Source organism: Mycoplasmopsis sturni DSM 22021, from assembly GCF_000701485.1.
Classification (GTDB): domain Bacteria; phylum Bacillota_I; class Bacilli_A; order Mycoplasmatales; family Metamycoplasmataceae; genus Mycoplasmopsis; species Mycoplasmopsis sturni.
Map to the genome: position 1 here is coordinate 365,578 of NZ_KL370785.1, position 16,376 is coordinate 381,953.

At 28.2% G+C, this 16,376-nt stretch carries 17 protein-coding genes and 1 tRNA gene; 13 read left to right on the plus strand and 5 right to left on the minus strand.

Annotated features, from left to right (window positions below; genetic code table 4):
* Nucleotides 1-101 precede the first annotated feature (101 nt).
* Nucleotides 102-1,943 (plus strand): tRNA uridine-5-carboxymethylaminomethyl(34) synthesis enzyme MnmG, encoded by a 1,842-nt coding sequence (gene mnmG / locus Q349_RS03000; protein ID WP_036464905.1) that lies wholly within the window; start codon nucleotides 102-104, stop codon nucleotides 1,941-1,943.
* Nucleotides 1,943-2,377: a 23S rRNA (pseudouridine(1915)-N(3))-methyltransferase RlmH gene (locus tag Q349_RS03005; protein WP_036464907.1), complete on the plus strand. Its 435-nt coding sequence runs from the start codon at nucleotides 1,943-1,945 to the stop codon at nucleotides 2,375-2,377. Before mnmG ends, Q349_RS03005 begins: the two co-directional genes overlap by 1 nt.
* A gap of 41 nt (nucleotides 2,378-2,418) precedes the next feature.
* Here the strand turns inward: Q349_RS03005 and Q349_RS03010 are convergent, their stop codons facing one another.
* From Q349_RS03010 to Q349_RS03020, 3 genes are all read right to left on the minus strand, one after another.
* A complete protein-coding gene (locus tag Q349_RS03010; RefSeq protein ID WP_036464909.1) occupies nucleotides 2,419-2,916 on the minus strand; it encodes a redoxin domain-containing protein in 498 nt (165 codons plus the stop codon).
* 100 nt (nucleotides 2,917-3,016) lie between these two features.
* Complete coding sequence (locus Q349_RS03015) at nucleotides 3,017-3,934, minus strand: hypothetical protein (protein WP_036464911.1); 918 nt, start codon at nucleotides 3,932-3,934, stop codon at nucleotides 3,017-3,019.
* Nucleotides 3,935-4,005: 71 nt separating this feature from the next.
* Nucleotides 4,006-4,290, minus strand: coding sequence for a hypothetical protein (locus Q349_RS03020; RefSeq protein WP_051616797.1), 285 nt, complete (start codon nucleotides 4,288-4,290; stop codon nucleotides 4,006-4,008).
* Between the two features lie 88 nt (nucleotides 4,291-4,378).
* On the opposite strand from Q349_RS03020, the gene Q349_RS03025 reads away from it, so the two are divergent.
* Both Q349_RS03025 and Q349_RS03030 read left to right on the plus strand, forming a co-directional pair.
* A tRNA-Leu gene (locus Q349_RS03025) sits at nucleotides 4,379-4,463 on the plus strand.
* Between the two features lie 62 nt (nucleotides 4,464-4,525).
* The gene (locus Q349_RS03030) at nucleotides 4,526-5,410 is read left to right on the plus strand and encodes an MAGa3780 family membrane protein (protein ID WP_036464912.1); all 885 of its coding nucleotides are present in this window, start codon (nucleotides 4,526-4,528) and stop codon (nucleotides 5,408-5,410) included.
* Nucleotides 5,411-5,434: 24 nt separating this feature from the next.
* Here the strand turns inward: Q349_RS03030 and Q349_RS03035 are convergent, their stop codons facing one another.
* Complete coding sequence (locus Q349_RS03035; RefSeq protein WP_036464913.1) at nucleotides 5,435-6,871, minus strand: MFS transporter; 1,437 nt, start codon at nucleotides 6,869-6,871, stop codon at nucleotides 5,435-5,437.
* 231 nt (nucleotides 6,872-7,102) lie between these two features.
* Between Q349_RS03035 and Q349_RS03040 the strand changes: the two genes are divergently transcribed.
* Complete coding sequence (locus Q349_RS03040) at nucleotides 7,103-7,909, plus strand: alpha/beta fold hydrolase (RefSeq protein WP_036464915.1); 807 nt, start codon at nucleotides 7,103-7,105, stop codon at nucleotides 7,907-7,909.
* Nucleotides 7,910-7,962: 53 nt separating this feature from the next.
* Here the strand turns inward: Q349_RS03040 and Q349_RS03045 are convergent, their stop codons facing one another.
* Nucleotides 7,963-8,424: a hypothetical protein gene (locus Q349_RS03045; RefSeq protein WP_036464917.1), complete on the minus strand. Its 462-nt coding sequence runs from the start codon at nucleotides 8,422-8,424 to the stop codon at nucleotides 7,963-7,965.
* A 281-nt stretch (nucleotides 8,425-8,705) separates the two neighbouring features.
* On the opposite strand from Q349_RS03045, the gene infC reads away from it, so the two are divergent.
* From infC to Q349_RS03085, 8 genes are all read left to right on the plus strand, one after another.
* Entirely contained in the window at nucleotides 8,706-9,329 is a 624-nt protein-coding gene (gene infC / locus Q349_RS03050) for a translation initiation factor IF-3 (protein WP_084270858.1), read from the plus strand.
* On the plus strand, nucleotides 9,310-9,498 hold the full coding sequence (gene rpmI / locus Q349_RS03055) for a 50S ribosomal protein L35 (protein ID WP_036464919.1): 189 nt from the start codon (nucleotides 9,310-9,312) through the stop codon (nucleotides 9,496-9,498). The genes infC and rpmI overlap by 20 nt, the downstream gene beginning before the upstream one ends.
* 63 nt (nucleotides 9,499-9,561) lie before the next feature.
* Nucleotides 9,562-9,909, plus strand: coding sequence for a 50S ribosomal protein L20 (rplT, locus tag Q349_RS03060; protein WP_036464921.1), 348 nt, complete (start codon nucleotides 9,562-9,564; stop codon nucleotides 9,907-9,909).
* Nucleotides 9,910-9,966: 57 nt separating this feature from the next.
* Nucleotides 9,967-10,575 carry a thermonuclease family protein gene (locus tag Q349_RS03065; RefSeq protein WP_051616799.1) on the plus strand — a complete coding sequence of 203 codons (609 nt, stop codon included), beginning with the start codon at nucleotides 9,967-9,969 and terminating at the stop codon, nucleotides 10,573-10,575.
* Between the two features lie 19 nt (nucleotides 10,576-10,594).
* Nucleotides 10,595-11,788 (plus strand): hypothetical protein, encoded by a 1,194-nt coding sequence (locus Q349_RS03070; protein ID WP_051616801.1) that lies wholly within the window; start codon nucleotides 10,595-10,597, stop codon nucleotides 11,786-11,788.
* A gap of 8 nt (nucleotides 11,789-11,796) precedes the next feature.
* Nucleotides 11,797-14,232: an MAG1360 family OppF-related protein gene (locus Q349_RS03075; RefSeq protein WP_036464923.1), complete on the plus strand. Its 2,436-nt coding sequence runs from the start codon at nucleotides 11,797-11,799 to the stop codon at nucleotides 14,230-14,232.
* A gap of 135 nt (nucleotides 14,233-14,367) precedes the next feature.
* Nucleotides 14,368-15,072, plus strand: a complete 705-nt coding sequence (deoD, locus tag Q349_RS03080; protein ID WP_036464924.1) for a purine-nucleoside phosphorylase — start codon at nucleotides 14,368-14,370, stop codon at nucleotides 15,070-15,072.
* Nucleotides 15,073-15,075: 3 nt separating this feature from the next.
* Nucleotides 15,076-16,371 carry a pyrimidine-nucleoside phosphorylase gene (locus Q349_RS03085; RefSeq protein WP_036464926.1) on the plus strand — a complete coding sequence of 432 codons (1,296 nt, stop codon included), beginning with the start codon at nucleotides 15,076-15,078 and terminating at the stop codon, nucleotides 16,369-16,371.
* Nucleotides 16,372-16,376: the final 5 nt, after the last annotated feature.

Consider the following 16,376-nt stretch of genomic DNA (forward strand, 5'->3'; position numbering starts at 1 on the left):
TGGTATTTTTTTCATTTTGAAAATAGTTGTGATTTTTTAAATTAAAAAGACTATTTTTACTATTTTTACAAAGATGCAATTTTTTGTAAAATATAATAACTATGTCAAATAATACACAAAAAAACATTCTTAAATTCGATGCCGTTGTTATAGGTGGCGGTCACGCTGGTGTCGAAGCTACATTCGCAATTGCTAATAAAGGGCATAAGGTAGCCCTTGTTTTACTTCACAAAGATAAAGTTGCTATGATGCCTTGTAATCCATCAATTGGAGGGCCAGCTAAAGGAATTATTACTCGTGAAATTGACGCACTAGGTGGAGTTCAAGGATACTACTCTGATCTTGCAATGATTCAAGTTAAAATGCTTAACGAATCAAAAGGACCTGCCGTGAGAGCTTTACGCGCTCAAATTGACAAAGATAAATATTCAGCGATTATTTTAGAAGACTTATTAAAACACCCAAATGTTACTTTAATTGAAGATATAGCAACCAAAGTTTTGACTAAAGAAAATCAGTTTATTGGGTTTGCTTTAGAATCAGGAACAATTTTAGAAGCTAAAAAAGGAATCATTACCACTGGTACTTATATGAATTCAAGGATTTTACGTGGTGATGAAGTAACTATTTCAGGACCTGATAATTTAAAAACAACTCCTAAATTAAGTGAATCGCTTAAAGAACTAGGTTTTGATTTGCAAAGACTTAAAACAGGGACTCCTTGTCGTGTCTATGCTGACTCAATTGACTTTTCACAAGTTGAAAAAGAAAAGTTGGAAGATTCTGAATTACATTTTTCTAATCGTTCAAATGTTAAACTAGACAAACAGGTATCTTGTTATTTAACATACACTACCGAAGAAACTCATCAAATTATTCGTGATAATATCGAAAAATCAGCTATGTATTCAGGGTTAATTGAAGGAGTGGGTCCAAGATATTGCCCAAGTGTTGAAGACAAAATTATGCGCTTTCCAGATAAAGAAAGACATCAAATTTTCTTTGAGCCAGAAACAGCAGATGGAAGCATTATTTACGTTAATGGATTAAGTACATCTTTTCCAATAGATGTACAAGATAAAATGATCCGTTCAGTTCCTGGTTTGAAAAATTGTAAAATCCAAAAATACGGATACGCGATTGAATATGATGCTATAAATCCACTTCAAATTTCTCCTTCTTTAGAATCAAAAGTTATTAAAGGGCTTTACACTGGTGGTCAAATTAATGGAACAAGCGGTTATGAAGAAGCTGCTTGTCAAGGCCTTATTGCCGGAATTAATGCTGCTTTGGCAATTGAAAATAAAGAACCATTAATTCTTGGGCGCTCAGATGCGTACATTGGAGTTTTAATTGATGATTTAGTAACTCAAGGTACCAAAGAACCTTACCGTATGTTAACTTCTAGAGCCGAATATCGCTTATTACTTAGAAACGATAATCCAGATTTTAGGTTAGCTAAATACGGTTATCAAGTAGGACTTCTAAGTGATGAAGAATACCAAAAAGTAGTAAACAAATATAATTTAATAGACCAAAAAATAGCAGAATTAGATACTCAATTTATCTCCTCAAAAGATCCAGTAGCTATTAAATACGGAATTTTAAATGGGGTTTCTCTAACTAAAGTTATTGCGCGTCCTGATGTTGATCCTTCAGAAATTCTAGGTGATTTCCCTTATATTCACGAATTAACAACTAAAGTTCGTTTAGAAGGTTATATTAAAAAGCAACAAAGTCAAGCACAAAAAATCACTAAACTTGAAAACTTTAAAATCCCTGCAAACATTAACTATGATGAAGTTCAAAATCTGGCAACCGAAGCAAGACAAAAACTTCAACTTATTAAACCTTTAACAATTGGTCAAGCTTCTCGTATTAGTGGAGTTAATCCCGCTGATATTCAAATGCTCATGTTCCATATTCAAAAAAGTCACAAATAATGAAAATCACCATTATAGCAGTGGGTTCATTAAGTCAGGAATATCAAGTTTTATACAACGAATATACTAAACGAATTAGTCGATTTGCAAAAGTAGAATTAATTGAAATTAAAGAACAAAAAATTGAAAATATAGAATTAAAAATCCAAAAAGAAACTCAATTAATTATTGAAAAAATCCCAAAAAATTCTAATGTTATTTACTTATCATTAAGAGGAAAACAGGTTTCATCAGAACAATTTGGGAATTATTTTTTAGACCTTGATAATACTACTTTTATTATTGGTGGTTCCAACGGGGTTGATGAAAGCAAGTTTAACAAACAAATAAATTTTTCAAAAATGACTTTTCCTCACCAATTATTTCGAGTTATGTTAGTAGAGCAAATTTATCGTGCTTTTACAATTAAACATAACATTAAGTATCACAAATAAAAAATAAAAAGCAACTAGAGTAAATAGTTGCTTTTTCATTCTTATTTTACTGTGTTTAAAAATTCTAATAATTGATCAAAATCTACTTGCGAATGAACATCATCATTAATTTGCTTATAAACTACCTGATTTTGAGGATTTAGCACTAACATTGAACGAGCAAAAAGATTATAATCTTCTATAAGCAATCCTAAATTCAAGGCCATTTGATGATTTTTATAGTCACTAAAAAGTTGTGTGTTTTTAACTTCGTGTTCTTGCGCATAAGTTGCTAAAGCACTAGGTAAATCTTGAGAGAGTCCAACAAATTTAAACTCAGGATATTGTTGTGTTAAACTCTCTAAACGCGCTACTTGCATATCACATACACGAGTATCAATTGACGGATAAGTGGCAATAATTGTATATTTTCCCTCGTTATCAAATTTTTGATCTTCAAAAGTTCCTGCTGGCGAACCAAAAACTTCTACATGATCTTGAATTTGTAATTCTTTCCCTAATAAATTAACTTTTTTGTTTAAAAATTGCGTCTGTTGCATATATACTCCTTTGCAATAAGTCATATTAATTATACCTTTTATCTAACCAAAAAATAAGATAGATAAATAAAAAACCACCACTTAAATGGTGATTTTATTTTTATTTGATCACTTCTAATTGTTCTTTGTCAAAATTACTAGGTTCGTTACTTGATTCATTTAATTGTTCAATTTCTTTAAGGAGTTTTTTGTTTGATTTAATTATCATAACTAAAGCAATAATTAATAAAATTCCAAAAAGTCAGAATCAATAATAAACAAAAATATTTTTTGTTGTTAATGAAGTTTTAATTTTACCTGGTTGTTTTGAATTAATTGCGTATAAAGAAGCTTCGATCTCTGAACCTTCTTTATAAATAAGAAATGATAAAACAATAACAGCAATACTTATAATGGATAATAACACAGAGATTGTTATAATTCATGTACCAAAAAAGTAAGTAGAGATCAATGAACGTAATAATTCTTTTCAAATATTTAAAATTGATCCATAGGCTACATTACTTAATGATTGAAAAAAAACAATAGCAAATAAGATAAAAACGGCAAAACCTAAAAGAATATAAATTGAAATTAAAACTAAATTAGCAATTGATAAATTGTAATATCTTTTTATTTTTGGTAAAAGATAACTTGGTTGTTTTGCTTTATTATTTTCATCAAAGAATAGCGCATTTATTTTGTTAATTTTATTAATTCCAAAAAATGATGTTAAAAGAGCAGCAACTGAAATAAAAATACCAAGAATACTGAAAGCAAATAAAGTGTTAAATTCGTATTCTAAGCTAGTGGTGTTTTCTATCGGAAAATTCTTAATTTCTTTTCTAACTTCATTAAGTTTTGTCGATAAAACAATTGAAATAACAAATAAAACAATTGCCAATGCAAAAAATAATCAACTTACTAGAAAATGAAAAAAAGAAAATATTCCTAATGATATTCCGATAATTGACAATAACGATTGAGTATAAAATAATTGTTTAATTGACAAAAGTTTGTTTTGAACATTAGATTCCATTTTGTTATCCTTTCATTAAATTTATAATTTACTTGTTAAATTTTTAAATTAAAAAGTAAAAAATTAATAAGCTATAAAATAATAGCATTTACGATAAAAACTACTGATATAATCCCAAAAGTGACACCAGCAAAAATAGGTGAAGTATATTTAGCTCTTTGTCAAGAAGGGACATACATTCCTGTTTTGTCGTATGCTAAGTGTTTTTTTGTGGGATGGTTTCTTCCATAATCTTTGAGCTGTTGATTTTTGTATTTTCTAATTTTTGATATACCTCAAGTTAAATACAAAATCACAAAACAAACAGCCACAAAGGCAAAGAGAACTCCAAACCCAATATACATTGCTTGATTCATAATTTATTAATAATTATAAATAATTAATAACAAAACTAAAAAAATCTTTTAATATTTCTCAACTTTTTGTATAATAGTAATGCAAAAAGCCCGAGTGGTGAAATTGGCAGACACGCTAGACTAAGGATCTAGTGGAGCAATCCGTGCAGGTTCAAATCCTGTCTTGGGCACCATATCAGAAATGACCAAAACGCTTTAGGGCGTTTTTTTTAAAAATTTTCATAAGGAGAATGCAATGAAAACCAAAATACATAGAGTATTTGCTGGATATTATAGGTTTGATAAAATTGATTGAACCGTATTTATCATTGGTTCTTTAATGATTTTAGATTTATTTACCATAACTATTTTAGAATGACACTTTAAATCAATTGAAACTTATACTAAATACAAAGAAATTTTCGGTGTTTTACAACAAAGTAACAACGAAAGCATCAAACAAATAAGTATTGATTTAGCGCCTAATGCTACAATATTATTTTGAGGCGGATCAACTTATTGATTTACTTTTATGACTAATGCTTTTTTAGCAGTTGTTCTAACATTATTTCCATTTTATCGAACAAGAAAAAAAGCGCATGTTTTCTTCTATGCTTCAGTAGTTTATATAACAATTACAATGAGCATGTATTGACTTTCGGTTTTGATGAATCCTATTGAGTTTACTATTATGACTTTTTTTGAAAAAATTAAGTCATGTATTGTTCATATAGTTACTCCGATTTTAGGTATTTTTTGCTTAATTATCTACCGCAAAATACTTAGAATTGATAATAATAATATTTGAATTTTAATGATTTTCCCTGCTTTTTATTACTTATTTACATTAACTATTTACTTTATTGGATATAAATTTATTGAATTTGGGGGATCGGAAATCCAAAGAGGTGTGGTTATTTATACAATGGTTTCATTTTATCACCCTCTTGGTTATCAAGGTGATAGTATTTTTATCATTGTTATCTTTAATATTATTTTATTTTTAATGGCTCTTTTAACTGCTCCTATTTATGGTTTTATTTATAGAAGAATTCTTAGAATTCGTAAAACTGGTCAAAGAGAATTACCAAAAATTATCTTTAGAATGAAGAAAAAAAATAATCCTAAAAAAATTAATTAGGATTATTTTTTATAATCTAAAAATTTAAATATTTTCTTGAGCTTTTTTAGCTTGTCTTGCTCTTAAAAGAAGGTAAGCAATAACAGCAATTCCGACAAAAACTAAAATAATAACTACAAAAAATAAATATGAAAATTGATAATTCGTTTTGTTAAATAAAGTAATCATCGCAATTGAATAAACCAATCCCATGAATTGAAAAATAATCATGGTAATTCCAGCAAAAAAAGCATATTTTTCTTTTGGAATAGTACGATAAGAATAGTCAAAATACACAGGTAAAAACATCGAAAATAAGAAATATTGAATAAAAGTTCCTGCCAAAAAGATTCCTAAAACTAATTTTTGATGTGTATATGCAAAGATTCCTTTATCCATGTTTGTTTGTAATTGGGTTGATAAAATTTCTCTTGCTTTTTCTAGATTTGCATTAGAATCAAAAGATCCAAAAAGACCTATGTTGGTTTTGAATCCACCAAAGGCAAAAAGTAGAAAAATAAATAAAGCAATTGAAACAACCGCAAAAAGAATTGATGTTGTAATAAGAATTTTCTTACCAAGTAAGAAAATAACAATTGAACCTAAACAAAGGGCTACACCAATTACGATAAGATAAATTGAGACTCAGGTTTCTACGTTTGCTGAATTTTTAGTTTCTAAAAATAAATTGGTCACAAATTGTGTGTTTGTACCAAAACGAGGCACGAAGGTAATTGCTGAAAACAACGCTAAAGCAACTAATATAGTAAAAGTATATATTAAGGTTTTAGAGTGTCTTTTGATTTGAGGTTTTGAAGAAATTTCAACTTCTTTATCAAGTAATTTAAATCCACGATAAAGAGCCGCACTAATTAAATAAGCAATTGCTAAAATTAATGTTGATCATTGAAAACCAATCAATTTAACAAAACCTAAACTAGCAACAGCTGCAACTAAATATGAAATACTAGTTGCAAAGTTATTAATTCTATTGTAAGTATTTATCTGTTTCTCATCTTGAGAAATACGATAAACAATTTGTTTTAATGCTAAGAATCTTCCTGCATTAAAAACGTTTCATAAAATAACAACAAGATAAATTGTAATAATCAAGGGACTTTGTCCCAACACTACATTTTTTAATTCTGGTTTATTGAGTGTAAAAATAGCTACCAACACCGCAATAAAAAGTAAAATAGAACTGATAATTTCCGAGACGACAATAATGGTTCGGTGATTAAATTTTTTAATGATTAGCGGGGCCACCGCAAAGGCAATCAATGTTGGTAAATACCTTAATATTTGAACTAACGCGGCCATTCAAACTTGACCTGTATTGTTTAAGGCATATAAGGTACTAGTAACATTAAATGTTTCAATAGCAGTTTGTGAAATAACCATTGCTAAGGCAAAAATTAACATATTCCAGACTACTGGTTTATTTTCACGAAAACTGTTAATTTTCATTAAAATTGAGTTCATATTAATTCCTTAAAAATTTGTATAAATTAATTACTAATTATACCCATTAAATTATATTAACGAAAACAATATAATTTAATAAAATTGGTGCTTTTTGATAAATTTACACATCACTTTTAATTTTTATCAAAATTAACAAATTATAAAGTGCAAACATTTCCAATTATGATTATTTTTTTATATTGAATAAATTAAAATAAAGGTAAAATACTAAAAAACTAAGGAGCCTTTATGATTGGAAAATTTATATATAAAAATCTAGAGCTTGAAACACTAGAAATAAATTCAAACTCAGATAAAACAATTTTTTTAATCCATGGATTTACGGCTGATTTTAATAATTTAAAAACAATCACCGAAACATATCAAAAAGATTTTAATATTTATTCAATTAACCTTCCGGCCCATGGCAAAAGTCCGGCAACAGAAGAAGTGATGACTCTAGAAAATTACATCAATATTTTGGTAGGTTTTATCAAAGAAAAAGATTTGAAAAATATTTATTTAGTTGGCCACTCTATGGGAGGGCTTCTAGCTTCTTTAATTGTAAATAAGATCGAAAATAGAGTTGTAAAAACTTTATTAATTGCCCCTGCTAATTTAACATCTATTGAAATAAAAGACAAACTCGAGTACGCTTTTTCAAATACCACTTTGTGATCCAAAATCACATTCTTACGTTTATCTACTCACAACATGTTCAAATTTCTTTTTGATAAAAAATTTAAAGCAGCTTCAGCTAAATGATGAGAAGAGCATAAACAATATACTTCAATGCTTACTAAATTAGGAAGAGTCGTACTTGACAAAGATGTCTTGATCAAAGAAGAAGAAGAATTAAAAAAATATAAGAAACCGCTTGCAATTTTATATGGTAGAAGTGACCAAATTATTTATCAGAAAAAAATTGGTGCTTATTATTTAAAAATTAAACCTTCTGCTCAACTTTATGTTATCCCAAAATGTGGACACAACCCATGAAGAGAAAATAAAAAAGGCGTAATTTCGGCATTAAATGAATTTTTCTATCAAAAATAAAAGCCGCTAACTTTACATTAAGATGCAAATAAAAAGATCCGAGATGGATCTTTTTATTTGCTACATTCTTGGGTAAGTTGGTCTATTTCTACTTGATCAGCATTGATAATTTGGTTTTTGAGACTACTTGTTAGTTTTTGCTCATTATTAAGTTTGGCAATTAGACTATTTTTACTAAGAAACAAATGATTAATTTCTGATCACAGTTTATTGTAAGATTCTTCTAAATCCCGGGTAGAGAGTTGTTCTTTGGTTCCATCGGGATTATTTTTAATTAATTTAAGAGACTTAACTTTATTTAAGAAATCAAGCTTCAATTGAGTTCCTAAAAGATTTGACTCATTAATAGTTTCAGATAAAGTGATTTCTTTTGATTTAGGAAATTCTGATTCTTGATTTTTTTGATTATTATAATTGTTAATACGTTGTTTCATAACAATTGTATAGGTTGAAATCGAAGCTAAAACCAAAGCGCCTACAATAGTTCCTAAAATAAGTCCAATTTTCTTTTTCATATTCTTTATTATATTAAAATAGAGAATCTTTTGTCGGAAAAATGTAACTAAAAGTTCTATAAAAACTAGTAATAAAAATATATTTTTAGTGATAAAATTAAATAGCAATATAAATTTAATTGCAGAAAGTAGAATCACTTCTCACCTGATGGACAATATCCTTGGGTTTAGCTACAATTAAATGTATCATTTTTAGTTTATTTTTGCACTGGATTTGATACCTTTTTTAGTAGAGAAGTGGGTAACCACTTTTTTAAATACATTTATTTAAGGAGTTTATTATTCAAAGTCAAAGAAAATCACGTAAACCAGTTGCTGAACACTATGTAAATTCAGCAATTCCGTTTAAGCAAGTCTTTTTAATTGGTTCTGACGGGGAACAACTGGGTGTTAAATACACAAAAGAAGCAATTGAATTGGCAAAAGAAGAAAAGAAAGATCTTGTACTAATTGCAGCAGAACCTAAACCGGTTGCACGTATTTTAGATTACGGTAAATTTAAATATGACCGTAAGAAAAAACAAAAAGAATTAAAAGAAAAGCAAACTAATGTTCAAAACCGTGAAGTTCGTTTAACACCTATGATCGGAGATAATGACTTAATGGTTAAGAGCAAAAAAGCTCGTGAGTTCTTACTAAAAGGTGACCGTATTAAAGTTTCCTTAAAACTTAGAGGTCGTGAGATTGGTAGAAAAGATTTAGGGCTAGCTACTTTAGATAAATTTTTCAAAACCCTTGAGGATATTGCTGAAATTACTAAAGAAGCTAAATTAGTCAATGAACGTTTCTTAGACATGAATCTCCAACCAAATAAACAAAAAATCGCTAGATACTTAAAAGAATTAAATTCTGAAAAAGAAATTAAATCTAAAGAAGGAGACGAAAATGCCAAAAATGAAAACTAAAAGCGCACTTAAAAAGCGTATTAAAGTTACTGGAACTGGTAAAGTTTTAAGAGAACAAGCTTTCCGTTCACACTTAGCCCAAAATAAAACAACCAAACAAAAACGTCACGCTAGAAAAGCTACCCTTATGTCAAAAAGTGATCTTAAAAGATTCAAACACATGTTCTAATTTGACTGTTGTTGATTTATTTAAAATGATATTTAATGAAAATTAATAGAAAGGAAAATAATTATGGCAAGAGTTAAAGGTGGAACAGTTACAAGAGCAAGACGTAAAAGATGAATTAAATTAGCTAAAGGATACTTTGGGCACAAATCAATTGGTTACAAAGTTGCAAAACAAGCGGTTGTTAAATCATGAACATATGCTTTCAGAGACCGTAAACAAGTTAAAAGAAACTTTAGAAAATTATGAATCGCTCGTATTAATGCTGCAACAAGAATGCACGGAATGAGCTATTCACAATTTATGAATGGACTTAAAAAAGCAAATGTTGCAATCAACCGTAAAATGCTTTCAGAATTAGCTATCCAACAACCAGAAACATTCAAAATGTTAATTGATTTAGCTAAAAACTAGTGCAAGGAATTGCACTTTTTTTGTGCATTTTTTTAAAATTTTCTTAAAACAAAAATGATGAGAATTTATAAATTTTTTTATTTAGCAAGTGTTTCTTTATTTTTGCCTTCATGTCAAGTAACTCAACCACACACCATGAATTTAGGTGCTATTTCCTTAAACAATTCTGCTTATTCAGTTTTGAAAATCATTGATGGGGATACTATCGAAATTGAAATTAATAACAAAGTTCAAAAAGTTCGCTTATATGGAATAGATACACCAGAAACACTAAAATTGGGACAAAAACAAAAATTAGCACTTTATGAAAATTTTTTTGCTCAAAAAGCAACTTTACAATTAAATGAACTTATAAAATTTCCTCAAAATAACAAAATTTATATGCGAAGTGAAGCTCTTGATAAATATGACAGAATTGTCGCAACGATTTCACTTGAAAACACACTAAGTGATTTTACAAAAACTCTAAATTATCAAATGGTAAAAAATGGCTTTGCTCGTGTTGCTTATATAACTCCTTTTAAGGGCCCTTTTCAAACTAAAAATAAGTCGCAAAAACAAGCTTACCAATTACTAAAAGAAGCACAAAATCAAGCCAAAAGAAAAAAGATCGGTATTTGACAATACCCAGAAAAATTAATATTTTTTAAAAGATGAGGGAAATAAAATAGTAAAATTAAAAAATATGAAAAAACTACCTAAATTAACTAAAAAAAATCAGTTAAACAACAGTGGTAACACTGGTAATTTTTTCACTGCCAAATTCTCTAGAATTATTAAAGGGAGTTGACAAAGTACTGTACCTAAATTTCGTGAACTTGGACTTTTTCAAAAATGAACAATTCGTAGAATGGTGCTAGTTGCTATTTTAATTTCCATTTCGGTAACCTTTACCATTATTTCTTCACAATTAGTTCCGCTGATTGCTTTACCAACTTATAAATTCTCATTTATTGGATTACCAATTAAAATTACAGGATTTATTTTTGGTCCTGTTATTGGAGTTTTTGTTGGAATAATTTCTGATTTACTTTCTCTTCTTTTCATTCCGCCAGCAGCTTATAATACATTTTATACGGTTGCAACAGCAATAAATGGATTAGTGTCAGGAATTTTTGGTTGATTCTTTGTTAGATTTTTAAACTATTGATTTAGCAAAAAAGTAAAAATAGAAGAATATGAATATAAAATTTGAAACTTAGGTACTAAATTACTTAAGAATAATCAAGAATATGAAGTTGTTAAAAAAGAAATTGCCTCTTTAGAAGAAGCATTAATGATTCATTTTGATCCTCAAGTACAAAAACAAATCTTTAAATTGGAAAAAAGAGAACAAAAACTGGAAAAGTTAATTAAACATTATGCAACTAAAATAATTAAATATCGTAATAAAATGGACTTTGTATCTCGTTATGGTACCGGTTCAACACTAAAAAATATTAATACTGTTGTAAGTGTTGCATTTTTATTAATGATTATTGTTATTGTAACTTCAATTTTATTTCAACTTAGTGATCAAGATATAGCAAGAAGCAAAATCAACAATAGATATGTGCTTTTAACCTTAATGATTTCTGGTTTTCTAACAATGATTATTTTCATTATCATTTGTCGTTTTAAAATGAGTTCAGAGAAGTTTCTAGTTATTGTCCCTATTGTTGTTTTTTCAGCTTTTTTAGAGTTAATTAACGTTCCTATTTTATCGTATGCTGATCTTAAATCATTAGGGGATGATAAGAGCCAAAGTGTATTATTTTGAGTAATGCAACACGTTCTTTTTAGTCCAATCAAAATTTGATTTAATATCTTTGTAATATACTTCTCTTACTCAGTAATTTCAAGATTGATCAACAAAAATAGTAACATTTCGTACAAATAGAGCATTTTATGGAACACCAAAGACTTCTACTTACTATTGAAAATTTTTTCTATGAATCAAAGAAAAACGGTGAAAACCGTTTTTTAAACATACCAAAGTTAAATATTTACAACAAAGTGCCTACTGCTTTTTATATTAACCCTAAATATAATTCTGGTTTTTATGAATTATTTTGAGAAGGATTCACAAATAATAAAAGCAATATAGCCCTAACTATGTTTTCTCAAACTGAAAAAAATCCATTTGAGTACACATTAAGTTATAATCCCGTAATTTCTAAAGATATTGACTATTTGAAAATCACAACAATTACAGATAATTACGACAATAATTTGCCTATATACACAATATGAAAAGATTGTTTAAAAGAATATTCAGATAGCGAAAACTATAAAGAAGAAATTAAAAAGCTCTTTAATGAAGAAAAATTCAATAGCAGAATCCCTCTTTACAATGCTTTAATTCAAAAAAGTGAAAATATTATTGCATTAAATTCTAACTATTTAAAAGCTTTGAAAATTTGTAGACGTGAACTAAAAAATAACAAAAGCAAAATGACTTCAACAAGAGTAATTCAAATTATTGATGAATTTACCGATTTCTTATATAACAAAATTCAAAATCAACAATTGGACAATTTCTTAGACATTGTTCAAGTTTTAGAAAATAAATATAAAAGCTTTGTCAAAAATGAGCATCCTTCAAATTTACTAATTCAAAAAGAATTAATTAAACAAAGCGAAATTAAGCTCAAATTTGTTAACCAAATTAACAAAACTTCAATTAATAAAGTTTACAATGATATTAAAGTTAGAGATTTAAATACTGAAATTCAATTTTATAAAGATTATCTCAATGGATTGCACGACCAATCAACTAGTTATGTAAATTCAATTATTCTAAGAATTAAAAAAGAAATTAAAACTTCCAAAAAACAATTAAAAAACAATAAACTTAGTTATTTTGATAAAGATAAAATTCAACAAAATATTTTTTACAACTCAAAAATTCTCGGGTGCTGAAAGAAAAACAAAAAATACATTCGTTATGCTTCAATTGATAATATTAGAAATTTAGATCAGTCTTTATATTCAGATAAAATGTTTTTTAAAATAAATTTTCACAAAAAACTTTCTCAACTCAATCTGCTAGCTAAATCTTTAGTTAGCTTACAAATTAAAAGAGACTTTGATGAAAAGGCAAAAAAATTATGAGAAGAATCAAGACAAAAGAAAATTTCAATCACAAGAAGAATTAATAAAAATGAAGCAGCTATTAGTGCAATGTCAAAAAATTCATATAAGCAAGTAATTACAGTTGAAAATAATTTAGAGCGGCAAAAATTACAAGAAACAATCAAACTTGCAGAAGCCGAGGTTCAATGAATCCTTTACTCAGAAAATCGTTTGTATCAAAATGTAATGAAAACCAAAAACAACCAAATCAAAAAATTAATTGAAATCTTAAAAGTAGTAGATAAAGAATCACGATCATTTTTTAATTTTTTTGAAAAATATATAGATGAAATTGGCATTGGGGACATTGTTAGAAAATCTAATCCTTATCTTTATTTGAGATCTTTTTTCACCCAATTTCAAAGCATTGAACTTTTTAACAAATTTGCAATTATGCTTGCGGAATTTTTAATTGATAAAAACGGTTTATCAACCAAAATGATAGATTATTTTGCTGCATGCATTAGATTCGTTAGAGCCTTAAATTATCTTTCAGTTAACCGTGAAAAATTATTTGAGCCCTTTAGTAATTTAGCTAATCTTGATCGAGTAAAGTTTAAGTTAATTAAATACTATTTAAACAAAACCAAATTAATTTTTATAGAAGACTCAAATAACATTATTAGTTATAAAGTTAAAAGTGATTTTTTAAGAGTTTTTAAAAATATGGCAAATGATAATGAAATTTCATATGTTTTATTAACTAATGATTTAGAATTCATTAAAGAAAACTTTTATCAAGTTCATATTATGTTTCATAATACTTCAATTGAAGGCGGTAAATTTGATACTTTATCAAAAAGACCGGTGCACCCTTTATTAAAAAGTATTTTAGAAAATTCAGTGCAAGCTTACAAAATACCTAAACAAAATCTTTCTTATATTTATAACGATATTATTGATATTGATAAAAAAGAAAATCATTATATTTATGCATCATTTAAAGAGTTTCAAAAATGAACCAATAGATTTTATAAAAACAAAATAAATGATTTTGAAGATGATTTACCTCAAGACTGAGAAACTTTTAACCAAAAAAGACAAGAATATATTAAAGACAACTTTGTATCCTATTGAGAAACTAAAGAAATAATTTTGACTGATTATAACATCCAAGCAAATGTGTTTAACACTGAAATTCCAAAGGATTTTGAACACAATGCAGATGATCCTTTACATTCTGAAGAAGTTCAAGAACTTCTTTTCTAACAAAAGTACTATAGGTACTTTTTTTGTGAAAAAATTTCTCAAAAAATATTATTGCATTGCAAAAATGATAAAATTTAAAATGTAATATCTATATAAAAATAGATGTGTGCTAACGGTAAAAAATGGAGGTAAAAAATGACACCACACATTAATGCAAAACAAGGAGAAATTGCTAAAACAGTTATTATGCCAGGAGATCCTTTAAGAGCGAAGTTTATCGCTGAAACTTATTTAGATCCTGGATTTAAATTAGTAAGTTCTGTAAGAAATATGTTTATGTATACAGGTACTTACAAAGGAAAACCTATTACAGTTGCTGGTTCAGGAATGGGATGTCCTTCAATAGGAATTTACTCATATGAATTATTCAAATTCTATGATGTTGATAGAATTATCAGAATCGGTTCAGCTGGTTCATACTTAAAAGATCTTGGTCTTTACGAGGTTGTACTAGCAACAGAAGCATACGCTGACAGTGATGCTTTTAGAAGAATTGCTCTTGGAAAAGACGGAAATATTGCTCTTCCTTCTCAAAGACTTAATGATGAAATTAGAGGGATTGCTTCAAGACTTGGAACTAAATTAAACGAAGGAAGAGTTCATTCATCTGACGTATTTTACTCAGCCCTTTCAATTGAAGAAAGAATTAAACTTTCTCAATCAATTTGTGTAGAAATGGAATCATACGCTTTATTTACAAACGCTGAAGCAACAGGTAAAGAAGCAGCATGTCTTCTTACAATTTCAGATAACTTAATTACACGTGAAGAAACAAGTGCTGCAGAAAGACAAACAGCATTTACCAAAATGATGGAGATTGCTCTTAACTTAGCAAAATAATATATGCGTGTAGTTGATATTATTGACAAAAAAAGACACAACCACGAATTAACAAATGAAGAAATTAAATTCCTAATTAATTCATATGTAGCTGGTAAAGTGCCAGACTACCAAATGAGTGCTTTTTTGATGGCCGTTGTTTTTAATTCAATGAACCCTAGAGAAATTGCTCAAATGACTAAATACATGATGTATTCAGGTGATATAATGGATTTATCAACCATACCCGGTATTAAAGTGGATAAACATTCTACTGGTGGAATTGGTGATAAAACCACCTTATCGGTAGCCCCTATTGTTGCAGCCCTTGGTGCTCCAGTGGCTAAGATGTCTGGTAGAGGATTGGGTCACACCGGTGGAACAATTGACAAACTCGAATCAATCCCGGGATTTAAAGTTGAATTGACAGAGGAACAATTTAAAGAACAAGTTAAAAATCATAAAATTGCAATAATTGGACAAAGTGAATCGCTTGTTCCTGCTGATAAAAAACTTTATGCTCTTAGAGATGTTACAGCAACTGTTGAAAGTATTCCTCTAATTGCATCAAGTATCATGTCTAAAAAATTAGCTACAGGATCAGATGCCATTTTACTTGATGTAAAATGTGGTAATGGAGCTTTCATGAAAGACTACAAATCAGCAAAAGAACTAGCTACCACAATGATTAACATCGGAAAAGAACTTAATGTTGATGTAAGAGCTGAAATTACTAATATGTCAAGACCAATTGGTCGTGAAATCGGTAATAAAAACGAAGTTCTCGAAGCTATTGCAACCTTAAAAGGTCAAGGTCCAGATGATTTTAATGAATTGGTATTTTCATCATGCGCTACTATCTTAGAACAAGCTAAAATCGCTTCAAATCACCAAGAAGCCCACGCAATGGTTCAAGAAGTAATCCAAAACGGTAAAGCATTAGAAAAATTTTATGAATTTGTTCAACTTCAAGGCGGAGATATCAAAGCTATACAAGATCCTCGCTTTTGAAATCCTAAATACAAATTAGAAGTAAAATCAGAAAAACAAGGATACCTAGAAATTTTCGATGCTTTAACTTTTGGAATTGTTTCAATGAAATTAGGAGCCGGAAGAAAAACCAAAGAAGATTCAATTGACTTTGAAGCCGGAATTACTCTTAATAAAAAAACCAATGAATTGGTAAATAAAGGTGAAACTTTATTTACCTTATACTCATCAAATCCAATTGATGAAAATCTTATCGAAGAACTCAAATTGGCTTATAAATTTAATGAAACACCAATTGATAATAAAATTATCTTAGATAAGCTAAAATAGGAGAT